Source organism: Bradyrhizobium sp. Leo78 (genome assembly GCF_059512425.1).
In genome coordinates this window covers 59,357-75,820 of the sequence record NZ_JCAMOT010000039.1, presented here as the reverse complement: position 1 = coordinate 75,820, position 16,464 = coordinate 59,357, and the positions used below count along the sequence as shown (strand labels likewise).

At 61.9% G+C, this 16,464-nt stretch carries 18 protein-coding genes and 1 pseudogene; 7 read left to right on the top strand and 12 right to left on the bottom strand.

Annotated elements, in window-relative coordinates; genetic code table 11:
- A partial coding sequence (locus AC5ZG1_RS34560) for a dTDP-glucose 4,6-dehydratase (RefSeq protein WP_496135524.1) occupies window positions 1–561 on the top strand: 561 nt, incomplete at its 5' end.
- A 209-nt stretch (window positions 562–770) separates the two neighbouring features.
- Window positions 771–2,090, top strand: a complete 1,320-nt coding sequence (locus AC5ZG1_RS34555) for a UDP-glucose dehydrogenase family protein (RefSeq protein WP_496135523.1) — start codon at window positions 771–773, stop codon at window positions 2,088–2,090.
- Between the two features lie 250 nt (window positions 2,091–2,340).
- On the opposite strand, the gene AC5ZG1_RS34550 is transcribed toward AC5ZG1_RS34555, so the two are convergent.
- The 6 genes from AC5ZG1_RS34550 to AC5ZG1_RS34525 form a co-directional block, all read right to left on the bottom strand.
- Complete coding sequence (locus AC5ZG1_RS34550; RefSeq protein WP_496135522.1) at window positions 2,341–2,673, bottom strand: type II toxin-antitoxin system RelE/ParE family toxin; 333 nt, start codon at window positions 2,671–2,673, stop codon at window positions 2,341–2,343.
- 4 nt (window positions 2,674–2,677) lie between these two features.
- Window positions 2,678–2,914 carry a ribbon-helix-helix domain-containing protein gene (locus tag AC5ZG1_RS34545; protein ID WP_496135521.1) on the bottom strand — a complete coding sequence of 79 codons (237 nt, stop codon included), beginning with the start codon at window positions 2,912–2,914 and terminating at the stop codon, window positions 2,678–2,680.
- A gap of 614 nt (window positions 2,915–3,528) precedes the next feature.
- Window positions 3,529–4,545 carry an NAD-dependent epimerase gene (locus AC5ZG1_RS34540; RefSeq protein WP_456642954.1) on the bottom strand — a complete coding sequence of 339 codons (1,017 nt, stop codon included), beginning with the start codon at window positions 4,543–4,545 and terminating at the stop codon, window positions 3,529–3,531.
- A 132-nt stretch (window positions 4,546–4,677) separates the two neighbouring features.
- On the bottom strand, window positions 4,678–5,094 hold the full coding sequence (locus tag AC5ZG1_RS34535) for a hypothetical protein (protein ID WP_456642955.1): 417 nt from the start codon (window positions 5,092–5,094) through the stop codon (window positions 4,678–4,680).
- Between the two features lie 101 nt (window positions 5,095–5,195).
- Window positions 5,196–5,351, bottom strand: coding sequence for a hypothetical protein (locus AC5ZG1_RS34530; RefSeq protein WP_165435534.1), 156 nt, complete (start codon window positions 5,349–5,351; stop codon window positions 5,196–5,198).
- Window positions 5,352–5,548: 197 nt separating this feature from the next.
- A complete protein-coding gene (locus tag AC5ZG1_RS34525; protein WP_165435535.1) occupies window positions 5,549–5,704 on the bottom strand; it encodes a hypothetical protein in 156 nt (51 codons plus the stop codon).
- Between the two features lie 282 nt (window positions 5,705–5,986).
- Here AC5ZG1_RS34525 and ku point away from each other — a divergent pair, with 282 nt between their 5' ends.
- A complete protein-coding gene (gene ku, locus AC5ZG1_RS34520) occupies window positions 5,987–6,946 on the top strand; it encodes a non-homologous end joining protein Ku (protein ID WP_456642956.1) in 960 nt (319 codons plus the stop codon).
- 59 nt (window positions 6,947–7,005) lie between these two features.
- Complete coding sequence (locus AC5ZG1_RS34515) at window positions 7,006–7,233, top strand: hypothetical protein (protein ID WP_028166141.1); 228 nt, start codon at window positions 7,006–7,008, stop codon at window positions 7,231–7,233.
- A gap of 24 nt (window positions 7,234–7,257) precedes the next feature.
- On the opposite strand, the gene AC5ZG1_RS34510 is transcribed toward AC5ZG1_RS34515, so the two are convergent.
- On the bottom strand, window positions 7,258–7,425 hold the full coding sequence (locus AC5ZG1_RS34510; RefSeq protein WP_496135520.1) for a Flp family type IVb pilin: 168 nt from the start codon (window positions 7,423–7,425) through the stop codon (window positions 7,258–7,260).
- A 215-nt stretch (window positions 7,426–7,640) separates the two neighbouring features.
- Here AC5ZG1_RS34510 and AC5ZG1_RS34505 point away from each other — a divergent pair, with 215 nt between their 5' ends.
- Entirely contained in the window at window positions 7,641–7,811 is a 171-nt protein-coding gene (locus AC5ZG1_RS34505; protein ID WP_165435536.1) for a hypothetical protein, read from the top strand.
- 143 nt (window positions 7,812–7,954) lie between these two features.
- Here the strand turns inward: AC5ZG1_RS34505 and AC5ZG1_RS34500 are convergent, their stop codons facing one another.
- Together AC5ZG1_RS34500 and AC5ZG1_RS34495 are read right to left on the bottom strand one after the other, a co-directional pair.
- Window positions 7,955–9,538 (bottom strand): porin, encoded by a 1,584-nt coding sequence (locus AC5ZG1_RS34500; protein WP_028166143.1) that lies wholly within the window; start codon window positions 9,536–9,538, stop codon window positions 7,955–7,957.
- Window positions 9,493–9,750, bottom strand: a complete 258-nt coding sequence (locus AC5ZG1_RS34495) for a hypothetical protein (RefSeq protein ID WP_456642957.1) — start codon at window positions 9,748–9,750, stop codon at window positions 9,493–9,495. The genes AC5ZG1_RS34500 and AC5ZG1_RS34495 overlap by 46 nt, the downstream gene beginning before the upstream one ends.
- Window positions 9,751–9,891: 141 nt before the next feature.
- Here AC5ZG1_RS34495 and AC5ZG1_RS34490 point away from each other — a divergent pair.
- Window positions 9,892–11,532 (top strand): annotated as a pseudogene (locus tag AC5ZG1_RS34490) (thiamine pyrophosphate-requiring protein); the annotation flags it as partial.
- A 130-nt stretch (window positions 11,533–11,662) separates the two neighbouring features.
- Entirely contained in the window at window positions 11,663–12,580 is a 918-nt protein-coding gene (locus AC5ZG1_RS34485; RefSeq protein ID WP_496135519.1) for a PaaI family thioesterase, read from the top strand.
- A gap of 8 nt (window positions 12,581–12,588) precedes the next feature.
- Here AC5ZG1_RS34485 and AC5ZG1_RS34480 read toward each other — a convergent pair whose 3' ends face one another.
- From AC5ZG1_RS34480 to AC5ZG1_RS34470, 3 genes are read right to left on the bottom strand one after another with little or no spacing between them, the layout of a single operon-like run.
- Window positions 12,589–13,494, bottom strand: coding sequence for an efflux RND transporter periplasmic adaptor subunit (locus AC5ZG1_RS34480; protein ID WP_496135518.1), 906 nt, complete (start codon window positions 13,492–13,494; stop codon window positions 12,589–12,591).
- Window positions 13,495–13,514: 20 nt separating this feature from the next.
- The gene (locus AC5ZG1_RS34475; protein ID WP_496135517.1) at window positions 13,515–13,712 is read right to left on the bottom strand and encodes a DUF1656 domain-containing protein; all 198 of its coding nucleotides are present in this window, start codon (window positions 13,710–13,712) and stop codon (window positions 13,515–13,517) included.
- Complete coding sequence (locus AC5ZG1_RS34470) at window positions 13,709–15,790, bottom strand: FUSC family protein (RefSeq protein WP_496135516.1); 2,082 nt, start codon at window positions 15,788–15,790, stop codon at window positions 13,709–13,711. The genes AC5ZG1_RS34475 and AC5ZG1_RS34470 overlap by 4 nt, the downstream gene beginning before the upstream one ends.
- Window positions 15,791–16,464: the final 674 nt, after the last annotated feature.

Here is a 16,464-nt window from a genome sequence, read left to right as displayed (position 1 = left end):
TCCTCCGACCATCTGGTGCGCGCCTGGCGCGAGACCTACGATTTGCCGACGCTGGTCACCAACTGCTCGAACAATTATGGCCCCTATCACTTCCCGGAAAAGCTGATTCCGCACATGATCATCAAGGGCCTGGCTGGCGAGCCCCTGCCCGTCTATGGCGACGGAAAGAACATCCGCGACTGGCTCTATGTCGAGGACCATGCGAAGGCACTGACGCTGGTGCTCGAGCACGGCGCGGTCGGCGAGACCTACAATGTCGGCGGCCGCAACGAGCGCAGCAACCTGCATGTGGTCGAAACCATCTGCGACCTCCTCGACGAGATCTCAATGAGCGCACGGGGCCCGCGCCGAAACCTGATTACCTTCGTTGCCGACCGTCCCGGCCACGACCGCCGCTACGCCATCGACGCCTCGAAGCTGGAACGCGAATTGGGATGGAAGGCGCTGGAAACGTTCGAGAGCGGCATTGCGAAAACGACCCGTTGGTTTTGTGACAATCGTCCCTGGTGGCAGGCCATCCTCGATCGGGGCTACGAACGTGCCCGCATCGGGCTGGGATAGGCCCGAGATCATAATCCAATTAGACGGAACACCGGTTTCCACTTTTCCGGATCATGCTCCAAGCCCCGCAAACGGGCTGGGGATTGCCTTTGACCGTCATTTGGTCATCATGGAAGTGGTTCAGCTATGACCATTCAAGTCACAGCGTGACACATCCACACGCGCCTCAACGTGGGCGATCCACTTAAGAAGAGCTTTCAGGATCCGATATGCGAATAACGATGGTGGGCACGGGTTACGTCGGCCTCGTCTCTGGCGCTTGCTTTGCTGACTTCGGGCATCAAGTCACCTGCGTTGACAAGAACGCGGAAAAGATCGCGGCGCTGAAGCGAGGCGAAATCCCGATCTTCGAGCCGGATCTGGATCGGCTGGTGGAAACCAATACGCGGTCCGGACGGCTGTCGTTCACGACTGACCTTGCCGATCCAGTCTCTCATTCCGACGCCGTTTTCATAGCGGTCGGAACCCCGTCGCGGCGGGGCGATGGTCACGCGGACCTCAGCTATGTCTACGCGGCGGCCCGCGAGATCGCGGCGAGCCTCAGAGATTTCACCGTGGTGATCACCAAATCGACGGTTCCGGTCGGAACCGGCGACGAGGTCGAGCGCCTCATTCGCGAAGCCAATCCCGACGCCGACGTCGTGGTCGCCTCCAATCCCGAGTTCCTGCGCGAGGGCGCGGCGATCAGGGACTTCAAGCATCCCGACCGTATCGTCGCCGGCACTGACGACGAGCGGGCCAGAAAGGCCATCTCCGAGATCTACCGTCCGCTCTACCTCAATCAGGCGCCGCTGATGTTCACCGGCCGCCGCACCGCTGAGCTGATCAAATACGCCGCGAACGCCTTTCTTGCGACCAAGATCACCTTCATCAACGAAATCGCCGATCTTGCCGAGAAGGTCGGGGCCGATGTGCAGGAGGTCGCGCGCGGCATCGGCCTTGATAATCGCATCGGCACCAAGTTCCTCCACGCCGGCCCTGGTTTCGGCGGATCGTGCTTTCCAAAGGACACGCGCGCCCTGATCAAGACGGCACAGGATTATGAAGCGCCGATCCGCATCGTCGAAGCGGTTCTGGCGGTGAATGAAAACCGCAAGCGCGCGATGGCGCGCAAGGTCGTCTCGGTGCTTGGCGGGTCGCTGCGCGGCAAGACCGTCGCGCTGCTCGGCCTGACCTTCAAGCCCAACACCGACGACATGCGGGAGTCGCCATCGATCCCGCTGATCACGGCGTTGCAGGATCTCGGGGCGAAGATCAAGGCCTATGATCCGGAAGGCATCGAACAGGCACGCGCTGAACTATCCGACGTCACCTATTGCGACGGCCCGTACAGTTGCGCCGAGGGCGCCGACGCGCTGGTGATCGTGACCGAGTGGGAGCAATTCCGCGCACTCGATCTGGACGCCTTGAAGCAGAAGATGGCCAATCCGGCCATCATCGACCTCCGCAACGTCTATCGGCCCAGCGATGTCATCGCTCACGGATTCAAGTACGAAAGCGTGGGCCGACCGACGTCGTCGGCAAGTTAAAGCATGAGGACGGCGAATTCGCTCCGACTCTCCCGCAAGCTGGCGGGGGAGGCATAGGCCGCCTTCAACAGCCGTTTCTAAGACACGCCGAAGAAAAGACTCGACTATGGCGCAGGCGCCGAGTGGGGACTCTCTCGCCGTCCAAGGACAGTGTAAATCGCGCCAGCTTCTGCGCTGGCTCCCCGCTCTCCTCCTTGATGAATTCCTTGAGTTTCGGATGAGACATATCTCAGCGATCCCGTCGACGCGGCTAAGACTTCTCAAAAGGCCCGTTCAGCCCAAAGTCTTCACGGAAGCGGTAGATCTGGTGCATGCGTTTGTGGAGGATGGTGACGATGCCGATGTCGCCGTCCGACAGCCTGCGCCAATAGACGAAGTGGCGCTCATACCTGAAGAAATACCCCTCCACACCGAATTCAGCCGGAACAGGCTTCGACATCACGCCATGCGTCTCGATCTTCTCGAATGCCGCAAACAGGCCGATGATGTAGCGATCCGCCTGATCGCTCCCCCATCGGTTGCGCGTGTAGCGATAAAGCTCGTCGAGGCGATGTGAGGCCGCCTCCTGGACGCGAACGGCCATCCAGTCAGGTCCGATTGCGCGCAATTATCTCGGCGGCGTTCAGCGGCGTGTATGTGGCTTCTGGCGCCGCGAACGCTTTGTTAAGCTCGGCCTTTAGCCGGTCAAAAGCTTCCTTCTCAGCCCGCTCCTTGTCGCGACGGATCAGGTCGCGGACATACTCGCTGATGTTTTCGTAAGAACCGTCCTCGCCCACATTTGCGGCCACGAAGTCGCTCAGGGCGCCGCTGAGGCGAACGGTCATGGTAGTGGTCCGGGACAACGGGAGGCTCCCCTTCTCGTCTTCAATATAATTAAGAATAACTACAGCGCAATATCAATCTGGGCTGTGGTGCCCGATCTTTCGGAGAGCCTCGGAGGCGCAGGCGCTGTCATAGTGAGGTACGTGGCTGAACGAGCGATATCACGCTCTGGAGCCGAGAGAGAACTGCCATCAATCCTGCATCAACGCGCCGGCGCGATCATGCGCCTTCGTTGGCGGTGATGCTTCAGCGACGGAAGGCTTCTCCGAGGAACCGCGAATCCCATAGGGCGCGTAAAGCAGATAATGCGCCCGACGTTTCCGCGAGCGCCAGTCGCGCGACCGCATATCCCAGCAGAAAGCCGACTGAGAAGGTGACAAGCAAAATCAACGCGGGAAACATGACATCAACCCAATATGCTTGCCGACAATATATCTCGTTCTGACAATATTTTCATGTGCCGGTTGTGACGACAGCATGATTGACGCGCTGAAACATTATTCAGACGCCTGACTTCATGTGCAGACGGCTGCCTCGATATTGATCAAAGACAATCTTACGACGGCTGACGGTACGTCGTTATGACAGCGAGTAACTTCGAAGCTGAGGCTTTCAGTCACACGCGATGATAGTCGCGGAACCAGGCGACGAACTTCTCGACGCCATCCTCGATCCGGGTCTGCGGCCGAAAGCCGATCTCACGCGCGAGGTCATCGACGTCAGCAAAGGTTGCGGGCACGTCGCCGGGCTGCATGGGCAGCAGTACCTTCTCGGCCTCGCGCCCAAGCCCCTTCTCCAGCAGCGTCACCACGTGCATCAATTCTTCCGGCTTGTTGTTGCCGATATTGTAGATGCGCCACGGCGCCGTGCTCGAGCTCGGATTGGGCTCGTCGCCGGACCAGTCCGGATCGCCCTGCGGCACGTGATCGACCAGCCGTATCATCGCCTCGACGACGTCGTCGACATAGGTGAAATCGCGCCGCATGTTGCCGTTATTGAACAGGTTGATCGGCTTGCCCTCGCTGATCGCGCGCGCAAACAGATAGAGCGCCATGTCGGGCCGATACCAGGGGCCGTACACCGTGAAGAAGCGAAGCCCGGTCATCGGGATGCGGTAGAGGTGGCTGTAGGAATGGGCGAGCAGTTCGTTCGCCTTCTTGGTCGCGGCATAAAGGCTGATCGGATGATCGACATTGTCGCGCACGGAGAACGGTTGCTTGGTGTTGGCGCCGTAGACCGAGGAGGATGACGCGAACAGGAGATGCCGGCAGCCATTATGCCGACAGCCTTCCAGGATGTTGATGAAACCCTCCAGGTTGGAGTCGGCATAGGCGTGAGGATTCTGCAGCGAATATCTGACGCCCGCCTGCGCCGCCAGATGGACCACCGCCGGAAAGCGGTACTGCTCGAACAGCGCCTTCATCCCGGCGCGGTCGGCGAGATCGAGCTGGTGGAAGGTGAAGTTCGGATGCTCCTTGATGAGATCGAGGCGGGCGAGCTTAAGCGCCGGATCGTAATAGTCGTTGAGATTATCAATGCCGATGACGCGCTGGCCGGCCGCCAGCAATCGTTGTGTCAGATGAAGGCCGATGAACCCCGCGCAACCCGTAACCAGCAAATTGTCTGCAGACACCGCTCTTCTATCCTTCGCGTCATACTACCCAGCGGCACGATCATCGCCCGACAATGCGTCGCGGTGAAGGCTTCAGCGGAACCGATCGGCCAATTATCCTTGATCGGTGCGGCCGGAGGTCGGGCGCCTGCCCTAATTGTTCGCAGCCGTCTTGTAGTCCGGAAACCGGCTCAGCACGGCGGCCTTCATGAACTTGAAGTGCGAGATCGCCGCCGCGAGCTCCTGCAGCCGGCGCTGCCCATTGGCGATCTCGGCGTCGAACAAGTCGTGGTGATAATTGTCGAGCGGCTCGCGCTCCAGATACTCGTCGGTGCCGTTGCCGAGCGTCACCGCGGCGCGCGCCAGGACATCGTCGACACGGCGGCTCAGGCCGCTCTGTTCGCTTTCCGCCGCCTGCAACGCATTGTCGATCGCGGCCACGATGGATGCCACCCGCAGCCGGTCGGTCTCGGCGTCGCGCTCGGGCGAACGCGCGCGAAAACCTTCATCGATCCCGAGCCGGGCCTTGATGAAGTTCTGCGCTCGGGATCGCAAGAAGAGCTGAAACATCTGCGTTCGTCCGGTCCGGGGCCCTACGGAGCAACGCGCCAAACTCGCCCCGTCTTAGTTAAGGAACGGTAAAGTTGCGGCGGTCACCCCCGCGGCGCGGATCAAGAGAAACTCCAGAGCATCAATTTCAGGAACAGCGAACCCAAAAGGTAGACCCAGCCTACCATGGCGAGCAGCGCCACCGCCAGGAACGCGCCGGAGAAACTGCGCTCCTTCACCCGCGTCAGGAACGAAACTTTTTCTGGTGGGGAGGGCATACCGGATCTGCGGTGGAAACCTTCAGATCCGACTTCTACGGTGCAAATTCGATAAACTGGTGACGCTCCTCTGGGCGCCACCTTCCAGAGACTTTGTGGGCAATACGTGTCGGTGGAAGTACCAGTCGCTCGGTTTCCGGGGTCTTCGGCCGATGCACCTGCATCAGCAGCCAATCGACCGAACCACCGGCCATCTCTCAGGTGTGGAAGAATACGAACCAGATCACGCCGAGGATCAGAACCGCGAGCCCGGTCGAAATCGACAACAGCGCGGCCACAGAAGGTCCTGGTTCGGCCTGGCGCGCCTCGGTCGGGGTTTCAATAATCCGGCCATCTCGGTGTGTCGTTGCCATGCGCCACCTCATTCCATTCAGTTAGCAGTTAAGTGCCTGTAACTGCCGGCTAATGCCTGATGCCCCCTCCTGGACGCAACGCATGTTGGCAAGCGATGTTCCGGATATATTGGGGACCCTGACCGGCCAATGCGTCGCATCAGGCCGCGAGAAATCCGCAAGAACCATGCGGGCCATCAGCGGTTAACCGTCATTGACGGGTTCACCGTTTGGCCATGTTTGAAACCCGGTTCCGCGGTGGTATCCTCTGCCTCCCGTCTGTTGCGTCTTCGGAGTATCCCCATGGCCCCCCGCGCCAACTGGAAGGGTTTTTTGCGGCTGTCGCTCGTGACCTGTCCGGTCGCGCTGTACCCGGCCACGTCAGACACCGAGAAGGTCTCCTTCAACCAGGTCAATCGCAAGACCGGGCACCGCATCAAATACGCCAAGGTCGATGCCGAGACCGGCGAGGAAGTCGCCGCCGAAGACATCATGAAGGGCTACAAGGTCGATACCGACACCTACATCGAGATCACCAAGGACGAGCTCGACGACATCGCCCTGGAATCGACCCGCACCATCGAGATCGATGAATTCGTGCCGAAGGCGGATATCGACAGCCGCTATCTGATCCGCCCCTATTACCTCGTCCCGGACGGCAAGGTCGGCCATGACGCGTTTGCGGTGATCCGCGAGACCATCCGCAGCCTGAACAAGGTCGCGATCGGCCGTGTGGTGCTGACCAACCGTGAGCATGTCATCGCACTCGAGCCGCTCGGCAAGGGCCTGATGGGAACGCTGCTGCGCTACCCCTACGAGGTCCGCGACGAGAAGGAATATTTCGACGACGTGCAGGACGTGAAGATCACCAGGGACATGCTCGATCTTGCCAAGCACATCGTCGAGCAGAAATCGGCCGACTTCGATCCCGAGGAGTTCGACGACCGCTACGAGACCGCGCTGATCGAGCTGATCAACCAGAAACGCAACGGCCTGCCGGTGGCGAAGGCCACGCCGAAATCGACCGGCAATGTCATCAATCTGATGGACGCGCTCAAGCGCAGCCTTGCCAATGAGCAGCAGGCACCCGCTCCCGCCAAGGCAAAAGGCAAGAAGCCGAAGAAGCGGGTCGAGGGCCAGCGCGAAATGCTGTTGCCGATCGCCGGAAGCGGTACCGGTGCCGGCAAGCGCGCCGCCAAGGAAGAGCCGAAGAAGGCGGAAAAGCCCGTGCGCGCGCCGACCCGGGCCAAGAAGGCCGGATAGGCGAAAAAGCAGCCGGCGGTCTCATGCAATGATAGCGACGCGGCAGGCGGCAAGCTGACATGCCGTGGTCGACGCCTTTCGAGCAGCCGATCGTCCTGCGCGGCGGCCGCAAGCTGGTGACGCTCCAGCACGCCGCCGACTACATCATGAAGCTGCCTGAGCCGGTACAGCAGCGCGAGTGCTGGCAAACCGCCGTCGAGAATCTGATTCACGCCGCCGAGAGCGGCGGCGGTTGGCTGATGTTCGCGCGGATTGCGATGCTGCGAGCGCTCAACGAAGACGGCTGACCGCCGCGCGCACGTGATTTCCGTTTACTGCGGAAAGTTGTCGCGGACCCGGACAAAGAGCGCCCTGACGTCTTGGCCAAGACTGGTGACCGCAGCGACGATCACGATGCTGATGCTGCAGGCTACCAGGCAATATTCGATCGCGGTTGCTCCGCGCTCGTCGCTGAGAAAACTTGAAATCAACTGGCGCATCAAAATCCCCGCCGACGCCTCGCGCGGGTTTCTCCCGACTTGCGTCTTGGCCGCAACCTAAAAGCCGACTGGTTGATGCCGCATTGACGGACAGGATGAACGATTGATTAAGGCCATGCGCGGATTGCGCCGGTATTCATACGGTACGGAAAATTTACCAGACCTTGCGCGCCATCCTCGCACAGTCGGCGTCGGTACTGCCGCGGAGGAAGCACATGCCCCAAGAAACGCGAGAAACACGCAGGAATTATATCGGCATTCTCTACGAGGAGGCCGACGAGCCGCGCATGGTGGCCGAGCTGCGGAGCGGGAACGATCGCCAGGTGGGCCGATATCTTCAAAGGCTGGTGGCGGCGGTGTTCAATCGACGCATGGAAGCGAGATGATTTCCATCATCCACATCGATCGTCAAGGCAAATCAGCGGGCCGCTACGACGGCTGACCCGCTGACACGTGGCGCGAAGCAATCCGGAGCAAGACGCCGGATTGCTTCGTCGCCGTTTCCTCGCAAAGCGCGAGGTGAAGGCGATCAGAAGTTGCGCTGTGCGCGAAGCTGCAGGAAGAACGTATCCTGGTCCTTGAACTCGTAAGTCGCAGCCGGCTTGGGGGCGGAAGCTCCAAGGACGGCCGTACCCTGGAATTTCTGGTCGAGGTGGAACCACTGGAATTCGGCCGAGAACGTCAGGTTCTTGACTGGAGTCCAGCGGGTGACCGCGCCGAGCTGCGAGACGTTGAAGTCGGGGTTGCAGACGTAATTCGCGCTGACCGCCTTCGCCGGCGTCGTGAAGTTCGCGCAAATAAACGCTTTCGCTGTGCCGTCATACCGCACCGCCGAATAGCTGCCGTAGAAGCTGGTCGACCAGTACGGATCCCAGTTGTGGTTCAACGCACCGCGGAAACCGAAGGACTCAGTCAGGTGCAGCGATCCGTCGCCGCCGGCCGCCACCGGCAGGTAGACACCGTCGGTCGTCGCGCCGAAGCCGATGCTCTGATACGCGCCGAAAGCGCCACTGCCACCGAACATCGCAAAGCTCGGCGAGGCCGACGACGTCGCGATCACATATTTGGTCGCGCCCTTGGCGTAGCTCGCGTCGAACTTGATGTCGTCGCCAGGACCGGTCGGGACGTTCTTGATGTTCACGCCGACCATCGTCGCGAAGCCCCAGGAGTCGTCGGGATGCCCGGAAAGCTCGGATGCCGCGGTCGGCGCCGCGCCCGGAAGACCGACGCCGCCCGCCGGAGCGCCAGCCGTGTTGAGGGTGTTGTAGGACGCGCTCACTTCATGCGCCGCAGCCGAAACCTGGAACAGACCCCAGGCCTGGTCGACACGGACGTTGCCGACGACGTCGGGCGAACGGACACCCGCATAGGCGTTGCCGGAATTCAGCGTCGCGTTCAGCGGCAGCGCCAGATTGTAGACCGCGGTGCGATCCCAGACCACCGGATCGTCAAGCCCGATGCTGGCCGACACGCCGTTGCCGAACTGCGCGGTGTACTGGATGTTGTTGACGCCGGTGTCGGTGTTCTGGCCGCCCATCAGGAAGGACGAGTTGTTGCCCGGGAAGCCCTGCCATGGCGTCGCGTAGGCGGAAGCAGACTTACCGAAGGTGAAACCGGCAAACTGAATGAAGATATACTCGACCGCGACATAGCCGCCGCCGGGCGTGTCGAGGAGCTGCGCGCCGGCAACCGGCAGCGAGCCGTTGACCGAGTTCGGATTGTTGGTGCTGCCGCCGAGCGTGGAGAACTGGAAGTCGGCCTGCATGAAGGTGCGGACCGTGCCGTACTCGGTGGAGGTACGCGTGTCGAACGTCAGCGCCATGCGCGCGCGGGTCGCGAAGTCATCGCGATAGCGATTGCCCTGACCGAGATCGCCGTTCCAGGCCGGCTGGCCCTGCGGACCGCCATTGAATGTCGTGTCGACGCGCAGATAGCCGCCGATCTTCATGCAGGTATCGGTGCCCGGGACGTACCAGAAGCCGGCGCCGTACAGCGAACAGACCTTCACATATTCAACGGCCTTCGCCTTGACTGGAAGATCGGCTGCTTGTGCGCCGCTTATGGCCATCAGGCCGGCGGCTGTGCCGAGAATGAGTGTTCGCGCCCGTAACATCTGATCAAATCTCCTGGTCCCTCAACATGCACACGCATGTTTGAGGCGTTACCTAATGCAAAAACTTCCGGCGCGAATAACAACGCGGTGAGGTCGATGCTGTCGGCGCCGCGCTGTGACGTTTCCGCCACGATTACGCTTCGAAGCTCATCGAATGATGGGTTGTTGTCGAACGCCGCGTCATCGACCGCGTGTATTTTCGCAAGTGCCATTCGTGCATCGCGCCCCTCCGCATCGCCAAACGCATAACTGCAGCCCCGAGGTGCGCGCGACGCATGCTTTACGCGCCCACGGATTCCTGATCCTCTGTTGCAAAGCGGTCGGATGAACCGACTGCGACCCAAGGGAGAGACACGGCCATGAAGCTCGGCACGGCGATTGCGGAAATCATGAAGCGCGAGGGAATCGAGATTCTCTGCGGCTATCCCGTCAATCATCTGATTGAGCACGCCGCCAACGCCGATATCCGCCCTATCATGGTGCGGCAGGAGCGCATCGGTGTGCACATGGCGGACGCGATCTCCCGCGTCACGTCCGGCCGCAGCATCGGCGCGTTCTGCATGCAGCACGGCCCCGGCTCGGAGAATGCGATGGGCGGCGTGGCGCAATGCTTCGGCGAGTCGGTGCCCGTGCTGGTGCTGCCGATGGGCTATCCGCGCCGGCTGGCGAACGTCGAGCCGAACTTCAATTCCAGCCAGGCGATGAAGGCGTTCACGAAATCGTCGGAGCCGATCATTCTCGCCTCCGAGGTCTGCAACATCTTCCGCCGCGCCTTCACCAGATTGAAGAACGGTCGCGGCGGACCGGTCATCGTCGAAATCCCCGCCGACATGTGGAACGAGGAGGTGCCGGAGCCCTTGAACTACACGCCGGTGCTGCGCACCCGCTACGGCGCCGACCCCGTGCATGTGAAGGAAGCGGCCGAACTCCTGATCAACGCCAAGCGCCCCGTGATCTATGCCGGACAGGGTGTGCATTACGCCCGCGCCTGGCCGCAACTGAAGCGCCTTGCCGAGCTACTCGCCATTCCCGTCACCACGAGCCTCGGCGGCAAATCGTCATTTCCGGAGACGCATCCGCTCTCGCTCGGCTCGGGCGGGCTGGCGGTGCCGCGCGCGGTGCCGAAATTCCTCGCTGATGCCGACGTGATCTTCGGCATCGGCTGCTCGTTCACGGAAACAAACTTCGGCATCGCGATGCCGAAGGGCAAGACCATCATCCATTCGACGCTCGACCCCAATCACCTGAACAAGGATGTCGAGGCCAAGGTCGGCCTGGTCGGCGATGCGGCGCTCGTACTCGATGCGCTGCTCGACGACATCGGCAAGACCGTCACGTCGGATCGCGATGCCAGTGCGGTCGCCGCCGAGATCGCCGCCATCAACAACGAGTGGCTCGCGAAGTGGATGCCGAAGCTCACCCATAATGAGGCGCCGCTCAATCCATACCGCGTGCTGTGGGACCTGCAGCACACCGTCGATATAAGCAACACCATCATCACCCATGATGCCGGCAGCCCGCGCGACCAGCTCTCGCCATTCTGGAAGTCGGTCGAGCCCCTCTCCTATCTCGGCTGGGGCAAGACCACGCAGCTCGGCTATGGGCTCGGGCTCGCGATGGGCGCAAAGCTGGCGATGCCGGACAAGCTCTGCATCAACGTCTGGGGCGATGCGGCCATCGGCTTCACCGGCATGGATTTCGAGACCGCGGTGCGCGAGCGCATCCCGATCATGTCGATCCTGCTCAACAATTTCTCGATGGCGATCGAATTGAAGGTGATGCCGATCTCGACCGAGAAATACCGCTCGACCGACATTTCCGGCGACTACGCCGCGATGGCGCGCGCCTTCGGCGGCTATGGCGAGCGCGTGACCAAGCCTGAGGACATCGTGCCGGCGATCAAGCGCGGCATCCAGAAGACCAAGGAAGGCATCCCGGTTCTGCTCGAATTCATCACCAGCAAGGAAACCGAGGTGTCGAGGCCGGGCACGTAGATCCCGTAGGGTGGGCAAAGCGCAGCGTGCCCACCATCCACGGTCGGTGCAAGAGAAGGTGGGCACGCTGCGCTTTGCCCACCCTACGATTCTGATCGCAAGCTGAGCTACGGTGGTTTAAGACGTCGGCATGTCCGAGACATCGACGTTCCACACGCCACTACCGTTCGACGAGCTGGCGGAAGCCATCAAACGGCGCCGCTCCACCTATGGACAGATCAGCGGCCTGCAGCTCGATCGCGCCGCGCCCGGTGAAGCCTGGTCACGCCTGCCCTATCGGCCGGTCTTCGTCGGCGACACGCAGACGGGTGTTCTGCATGGCGGCGTGGTCACGGCCATGCTCGACGAGACCTGCGGCATGGCCGTGCAGCTCGCGCTGGACGGCACGCGCGCGATCGCCACGCTCGACCTGCGCATCGACTACCAGAAGCCCGCCACACCAGGCTTCGATATCAATGCGCATTCGATCTGCTATCGCGTCACCCGCTCCATCGCCTTTGTGCGCGCGACCGCCTACCAGGATTCCGAAGACGATCCGGTCGCCACCGCGACCGCCTGCTTCATGGTCGGCGCCAACCGCACCAACATGCTGTTCGACAAGGCGCGCCATGATGGCGAGCTGCCCGTGCTCGAAGCACGTGACGATCCCACCGGCCCCTTCGCAAACAGCCCGTTCGCGCGCTGTCTCGGCATCCGCCTCAGTGAGGATGGCACGCTGGTGATGCCTTTCTCGCCGAAGATCATCGGCAACCCACTGCTGCCCGCCATTCATGGCGGCATGACCGGCGCATTCCTCGAGACCGCCGCGGTCGTGGGCGTGACGCGCGAGCTCGGCGTTTCGGCACCGCCGAAGCCGATTGGCCTGACCATCAACTATCTCCGCTCCGGCCGCGCACTCGACAGCCACGCCAAGGTTTCCATCGTCAAGCAGGGCCGGCGCGTCGTCGCTTTCGAGGCGCAGGCCTGGCAGGATGACCCGACCAAGCCGATCGCCTCGGCGTTTGGTCATTTCATGCTGCGGCGATCACCTGGCCTGGATGAGGAATAGCCCCCCAACTATTTGCTCGAAACCGAAACCGCGGCATCGGGTTGAGGGCCCGGCGCCGTGACCTGCAGCGTCGCGGTCATTCCGGCACTCAACGTGATGCCTTCCGGCACGTAATCGATCGCGATGCGAACGGGAATCCGCTGGGCCAGGCGGACCCAACTGAAGGTCGGGTTGACGTTGGCGATCAGATCCGTGCCGATGACGTTTTCCCGATCCGTGATGGCACGGGCGACGCTTTCGACATGACCCTTCAGTGGCGCGTCGTACCCGAGCAATCGGATCGAAACGGCGTCTCCCAGGTTGATGAAGCGCAGCTTCGTTTCTTCGAAATAGCCGGCGATGTAGAAGGAATCCTGATCCACGACGGCAAGGACCGGTTTTCCGGCCGTGACATAGTCGCCGCGGTTGAGAAGCAGATTGGTGACATGGCCGTTAACGGGCGACCGCACGTTGGTTCGTGCGAGGTTGAGCTTGGCGACGCCGACCTGCGCCACCGCCTGATCGGAAGCGGCGCGGGCCTCCAGCGTGGCGCTTCGCGCCTGATTGAGCGCTTCGACGGAGATCGCGGCGGCACTGAGCTTCTCGCGGCGATCTTGTTCCTCCTGCCGCTCGTCAAGCGTCGCCTTGGCTCCCGCGGCTGTGGCCTCCGCCTCCTCGAGCGCGAGCTGATAGCGCGCCGGGTCGACGACGAAAAGAATGTCTCCGATCTTGACCTGCTGGTTGTCCTTGACGCGCAGGTCGATGACGGCACCCGCGACATCGGGAGCGACGTTGACGACGTTCGCCCGCACCCGACCATCACGCGTCCACGGCGTGTCCTCGTACAGCCGCCACAACCACCATCCTGCAACGATCGCCGCCGCGACGACCGCGATCGTAACCGCATATTGTGCGAAACGCCCGAGACTCGGCATGCCAACAGCTCACCAATGGCTCACATGCTCACGCCGACGACCAATGTGAGCAGAATGAGGTAGAGCGCCGTATTGAACAGCGCCGGATGCCAGACGACACGATAGAGGCCAACCCGGTCAAATACGAGCCGCATCAGCACCCAGATGACCGCGGCCACTCCCATATAGGCAAGGAACGGAGAGAGATAGACGCCACCCAGGTTGATCTCCTTGATCATGCGGTTGCCGCCTCGCCGACTGACCGCGATGCAAGGCGTCGGTCGCCAAGGAAGAAGCCCTCATGCTGCTCGATGGTGGTCTGGATTCCATAGAGCGCATCGGCAACGACCAACAGGTCGCCCTCGGCCGAGAGCGCACGATGACGCGCCTGTTCGAGCAGAGGTGCGGGAGACGCCGAGGCATGTCCGGACAGGGTTGCCCGAAACGCGGCGGACAGGTCGCTCAACGCGCCCTCGATCGCATCAACCACATCGCCCGGCACGTGCGGCAGTTCCCGTCGCAGGACAAGGATGTTCAGCCCGACGCGAAGCGCGGCAAAGCCGCTCTGCACCGATTGGCCATAGCGCGGCGATTCAGGGTCGAGCTGCGCCAACAGCGCATTGATGCGATCGAACGTCCGGCTCTCATACGCAGCACGCGTCTGCGGCGTTGCAGCTGTGGCAACGCGGGCCAGATCGCGCAACAAGCCGTGGATCAGACGGGTGGCCGCCACTTCTCGACCGAACGGACGGAACAACGCCAGCGAGACCGCGCCGAAGCCGATGCCGACCAAATAGCCTAGCGCGTTGTTGGCGAACGCCTCGAAGTCATAGGTCATCTGGTTGGAAATGCCGATCAGGCCGCCCGCGCCGAAGATCACGGGCATCACCATCGGAACGGCCTGAGGTATCGTGAGCAGCAACCCACAGACAAGGTAGAACGGCGCAAGCGCGACCACCAGCGCGGCAAACGTATTGAGCGTCGGCAACAGCACAAACAGGTAGGCCGCCGCGATGACGGCGCCGACAACCGTCATCCGAAAAAACATCGCCGCGCCCGCGGCCGGGTTGTCACGCGCACCCATGATCGCGCACATGATGCCGGCGAAGGTGACGGCGGTCGCACCATTGGGCCATGCCGAATAGATCCAGAACAGACTGGACAAGACGATCGTCAACGCAGCGACAACGCCGCCGGTCAACGCGAGCGCTGGCTCGCGATAGGGCTGAAAGGACGGCGCGGCTTCGCGCTCCGGGGGCAGCACTCCCAAGCCGATATGAGTCCGGATCCAGACCGCATCACGCCAGATATCGATGATGTCCTGCAACCGCAGCAAGATGTTGCGCACCAGGAAGGCGTTCGGTGTGCTTTCAAGCTCCTGCCGCGACGGCTGTGCGGCGTCGATCTCGGCCTGGATTCTCGCCCCATGACCTGCTTCCCGCCGCGATTCATCCGGCGTCGCCGATCCGGTCCAGGCGGCGATATGCGCCGTCGTCGCCTGCAGAAGCGGGCGCAGCCGCTCGACTCGCTGCGGGTCGCGTTGCCGCAGCAGCAATATCCGGTCATGAACCGAGACGAGATGCGCCAGCAGCGATAGCAGCTTCGCTTCGAACAGGCGGACCAGACTGTCCATCGCCCTGACCGCCGGCGTATCCAGATTGGCGAACACGCGTAACTGCTCCAGACCTACGACGGCAGCGACCATGCGGCGCCGGTCCATCTGAATTTCGGCCTCGACCGGTTCAGCCGACAGCCTGTCTCCCGCCCAGCGCGCCATCGTCGACAGCGTCGATGACAGCGCATCAACCAGCGCGGCGCCTGCTCGTTGCGGAAACACGAGGTGGTGGACCAGCGTCGCACAGGCGATTCCGAGGATGATTTCCAGGCAACGCGCCACGGCAAAGTCAAAGGCGGTCTCCGGAGCGAGCGCTGCCGGCAGGCCGATGATGGCGGCCGAATAGCCAGAGAGCATGCCGACATAAGCCTGCGGTGCGTCGCGCAGATAAATGGAAACGGCTGTGCCCGCACCGATCCAAAGCGCGAGCGCAAGGCAAAATAGCTCTGGCGCATTGGAGAAGAGCGCGACCAGGACCAGCGATACGACCGCACCGATCACCGTCCCGAGCACCCTGTAGAGCGATTTGGCGAGCACCATTCCCGCGAGCGGCTGGGATACAACGTAGACCGTGGTGACGCTCCAGCTCGGTTGCGACAAGTCCAATTGAAATGCGATGTACAGCGCCAGCACGGCAGCGGCGAAGGACTTGAGCGAGAACAGCCAGTCCCGCCAGGAAAATCCGCGGATGATCGCGATCATGCTCCCCACCCGTGAGGCGGCCTTCGACACGGCCGTGCGACCTCGCATTCTCAAAGCAGATCAGGCGGCCAAGTTCCCGCTGTTCGCGGTGATCGTGACGCATTCAGCGCCCGGGTGCTCGCATGCCCGACCGCTCCAATCAGTTTGGCAATGCATCTGACCCGCCGCGAGCCCCCAAAGGCCAATGCGCATCCATGTCAAATTGCCTAGAGATTTCAACGTGGCTCGCGGTCACATATTCGCGGCCCGCCTCAGCGGCCCAAATGAACAGGCCCGAGGCCGCGCGGCGCATGTGGCGGGCATTGGCGACCGACGCCTTGCTGCCGGGATACCGGCCAGCGACGATATCATCCGAGAGTGTGGCGATATCGCGCGCTTGGCGACCGTGCTCGCGGCCATCTTGCCGAGGCGCGGGCTGATAAACCGCCGCAGATGGCGTCAGGTTTTTCCGTCAAGGACTTCGGTTAGCACGGACCTGTTTGGTTGTATCTCGCCATCCAACCGTTCTTGCTCCTTGGCTAACGCCAGTCCATGCGTTTAAAGCGCTTATACGCCGCTTTATCTTTCGCCCGCTCCGCCATCTCGGCGCAGTTCTGCGCGTTATCCCTAAATACATCGGACTGCTTCGGTTTCATTATCGCACCTATCAACAGACGAAAAAAATGGCCCCGGCT

What these genes read in the sequence shown, in the direction of transcription:
- AC5ZG1_RS34555 (WP_496135523.1), top strand. Translation starts at nt 771, where the DNA reads ATGCGAATAACGATGGTGGGCACGGGTTACGTCGGCCTCGTCTCTGGC.
- AC5ZG1_RS34550 (WP_496135522.1), bottom strand. Translation starts at nt 2,673, where the DNA reads ATGGCCGTTCGCGTCCAGGAGGCGGCCTCACATCGCCTCGACGAGCTT.
- AC5ZG1_RS34545 (WP_496135521.1), bottom strand. Translation starts at nt 2,914, where the DNA reads ATGACCGTTCGCCTCAGCGGCGCCCTGAGCGACTTCGTGGCCGCAAAT.
- AC5ZG1_RS34535 (WP_456642955.1), bottom strand. Translation starts at nt 5,094, where the DNA reads ATGTTTCAGCTCTTCTTGCGATCCCGAGCGCAGAACTTCATCAAGGCC.
- AC5ZG1_RS34530 (WP_165435534.1), bottom strand. Translation starts at nt 5,351, where the DNA reads ATGCCCTCCCCACCAGAAAAAGTTTCGTTCCTGACGCGGGTGAAGGAG.
- AC5ZG1_RS34525 (WP_165435535.1), bottom strand. Translation starts at nt 5,704, where the DNA reads ATGGCAACGACACACCGAGATGGCCGGATTATTGAAACCCCGACCGAG.
- ku (WP_456642956.1), top strand. Translation starts at nt 5,987, where the DNA reads ATGGCCCCCCGCGCCAACTGGAAGGGTTTTTTGCGGCTGTCGCTCGTG.
- AC5ZG1_RS34515 (WP_028166141.1), top strand. Translation starts at nt 7,006, where the DNA reads ATGCCGTGGTCGACGCCTTTCGAGCAGCCGATCGTCCTGCGCGGCGGC.
- AC5ZG1_RS34510 (WP_496135520.1), bottom strand. Translation starts at nt 7,425, where the DNA reads ATGCGCCAGTTGATTTCAAGTTTTCTCAGCGACGAGCGCGGAGCAACC.
- AC5ZG1_RS34505 (WP_165435536.1), top strand. Translation starts at nt 7,641, where the DNA reads ATGCCCCAAGAAACGCGAGAAACACGCAGGAATTATATCGGCATTCTC.
- AC5ZG1_RS34500 (WP_028166143.1), bottom strand. Translation starts at nt 9,538, where the DNA reads ATGTTACGGGCGCGAACACTCATTCTCGGCACAGCCGCCGGCCTGATG.
- AC5ZG1_RS34495 (WP_456642957.1), bottom strand. Translation starts at nt 9,750, where the DNA reads ATGGCACTTGCGAAAATACACGCGGTCGATGACGCGGCGTTCGACAAC.
- AC5ZG1_RS34485 (WP_496135519.1), top strand. Translation starts at nt 11,663, where the DNA reads ATGTCCGAGACATCGACGTTCCACACGCCACTACCGTTCGACGAGCTG.
- AC5ZG1_RS34480 (WP_496135518.1), bottom strand. Translation starts at nt 13,494, where the DNA reads ATGCCGAGTCTCGGGCGTTTCGCACAATATGCGGTTACGATCGCGGTC.
- AC5ZG1_RS34475 (WP_496135517.1), bottom strand. Translation starts at nt 13,712, where the DNA reads ATGATCAAGGAGATCAACCTGGGTGGCGTCTATCTCTCTCCGTTCCTT.
- AC5ZG1_RS34470 (WP_496135516.1), bottom strand. Translation starts at nt 15,790, where the DNA reads ATGATCGCGATCATCCGCGGATTTTCCTGGCGGGACTGGCTGTTCTCG.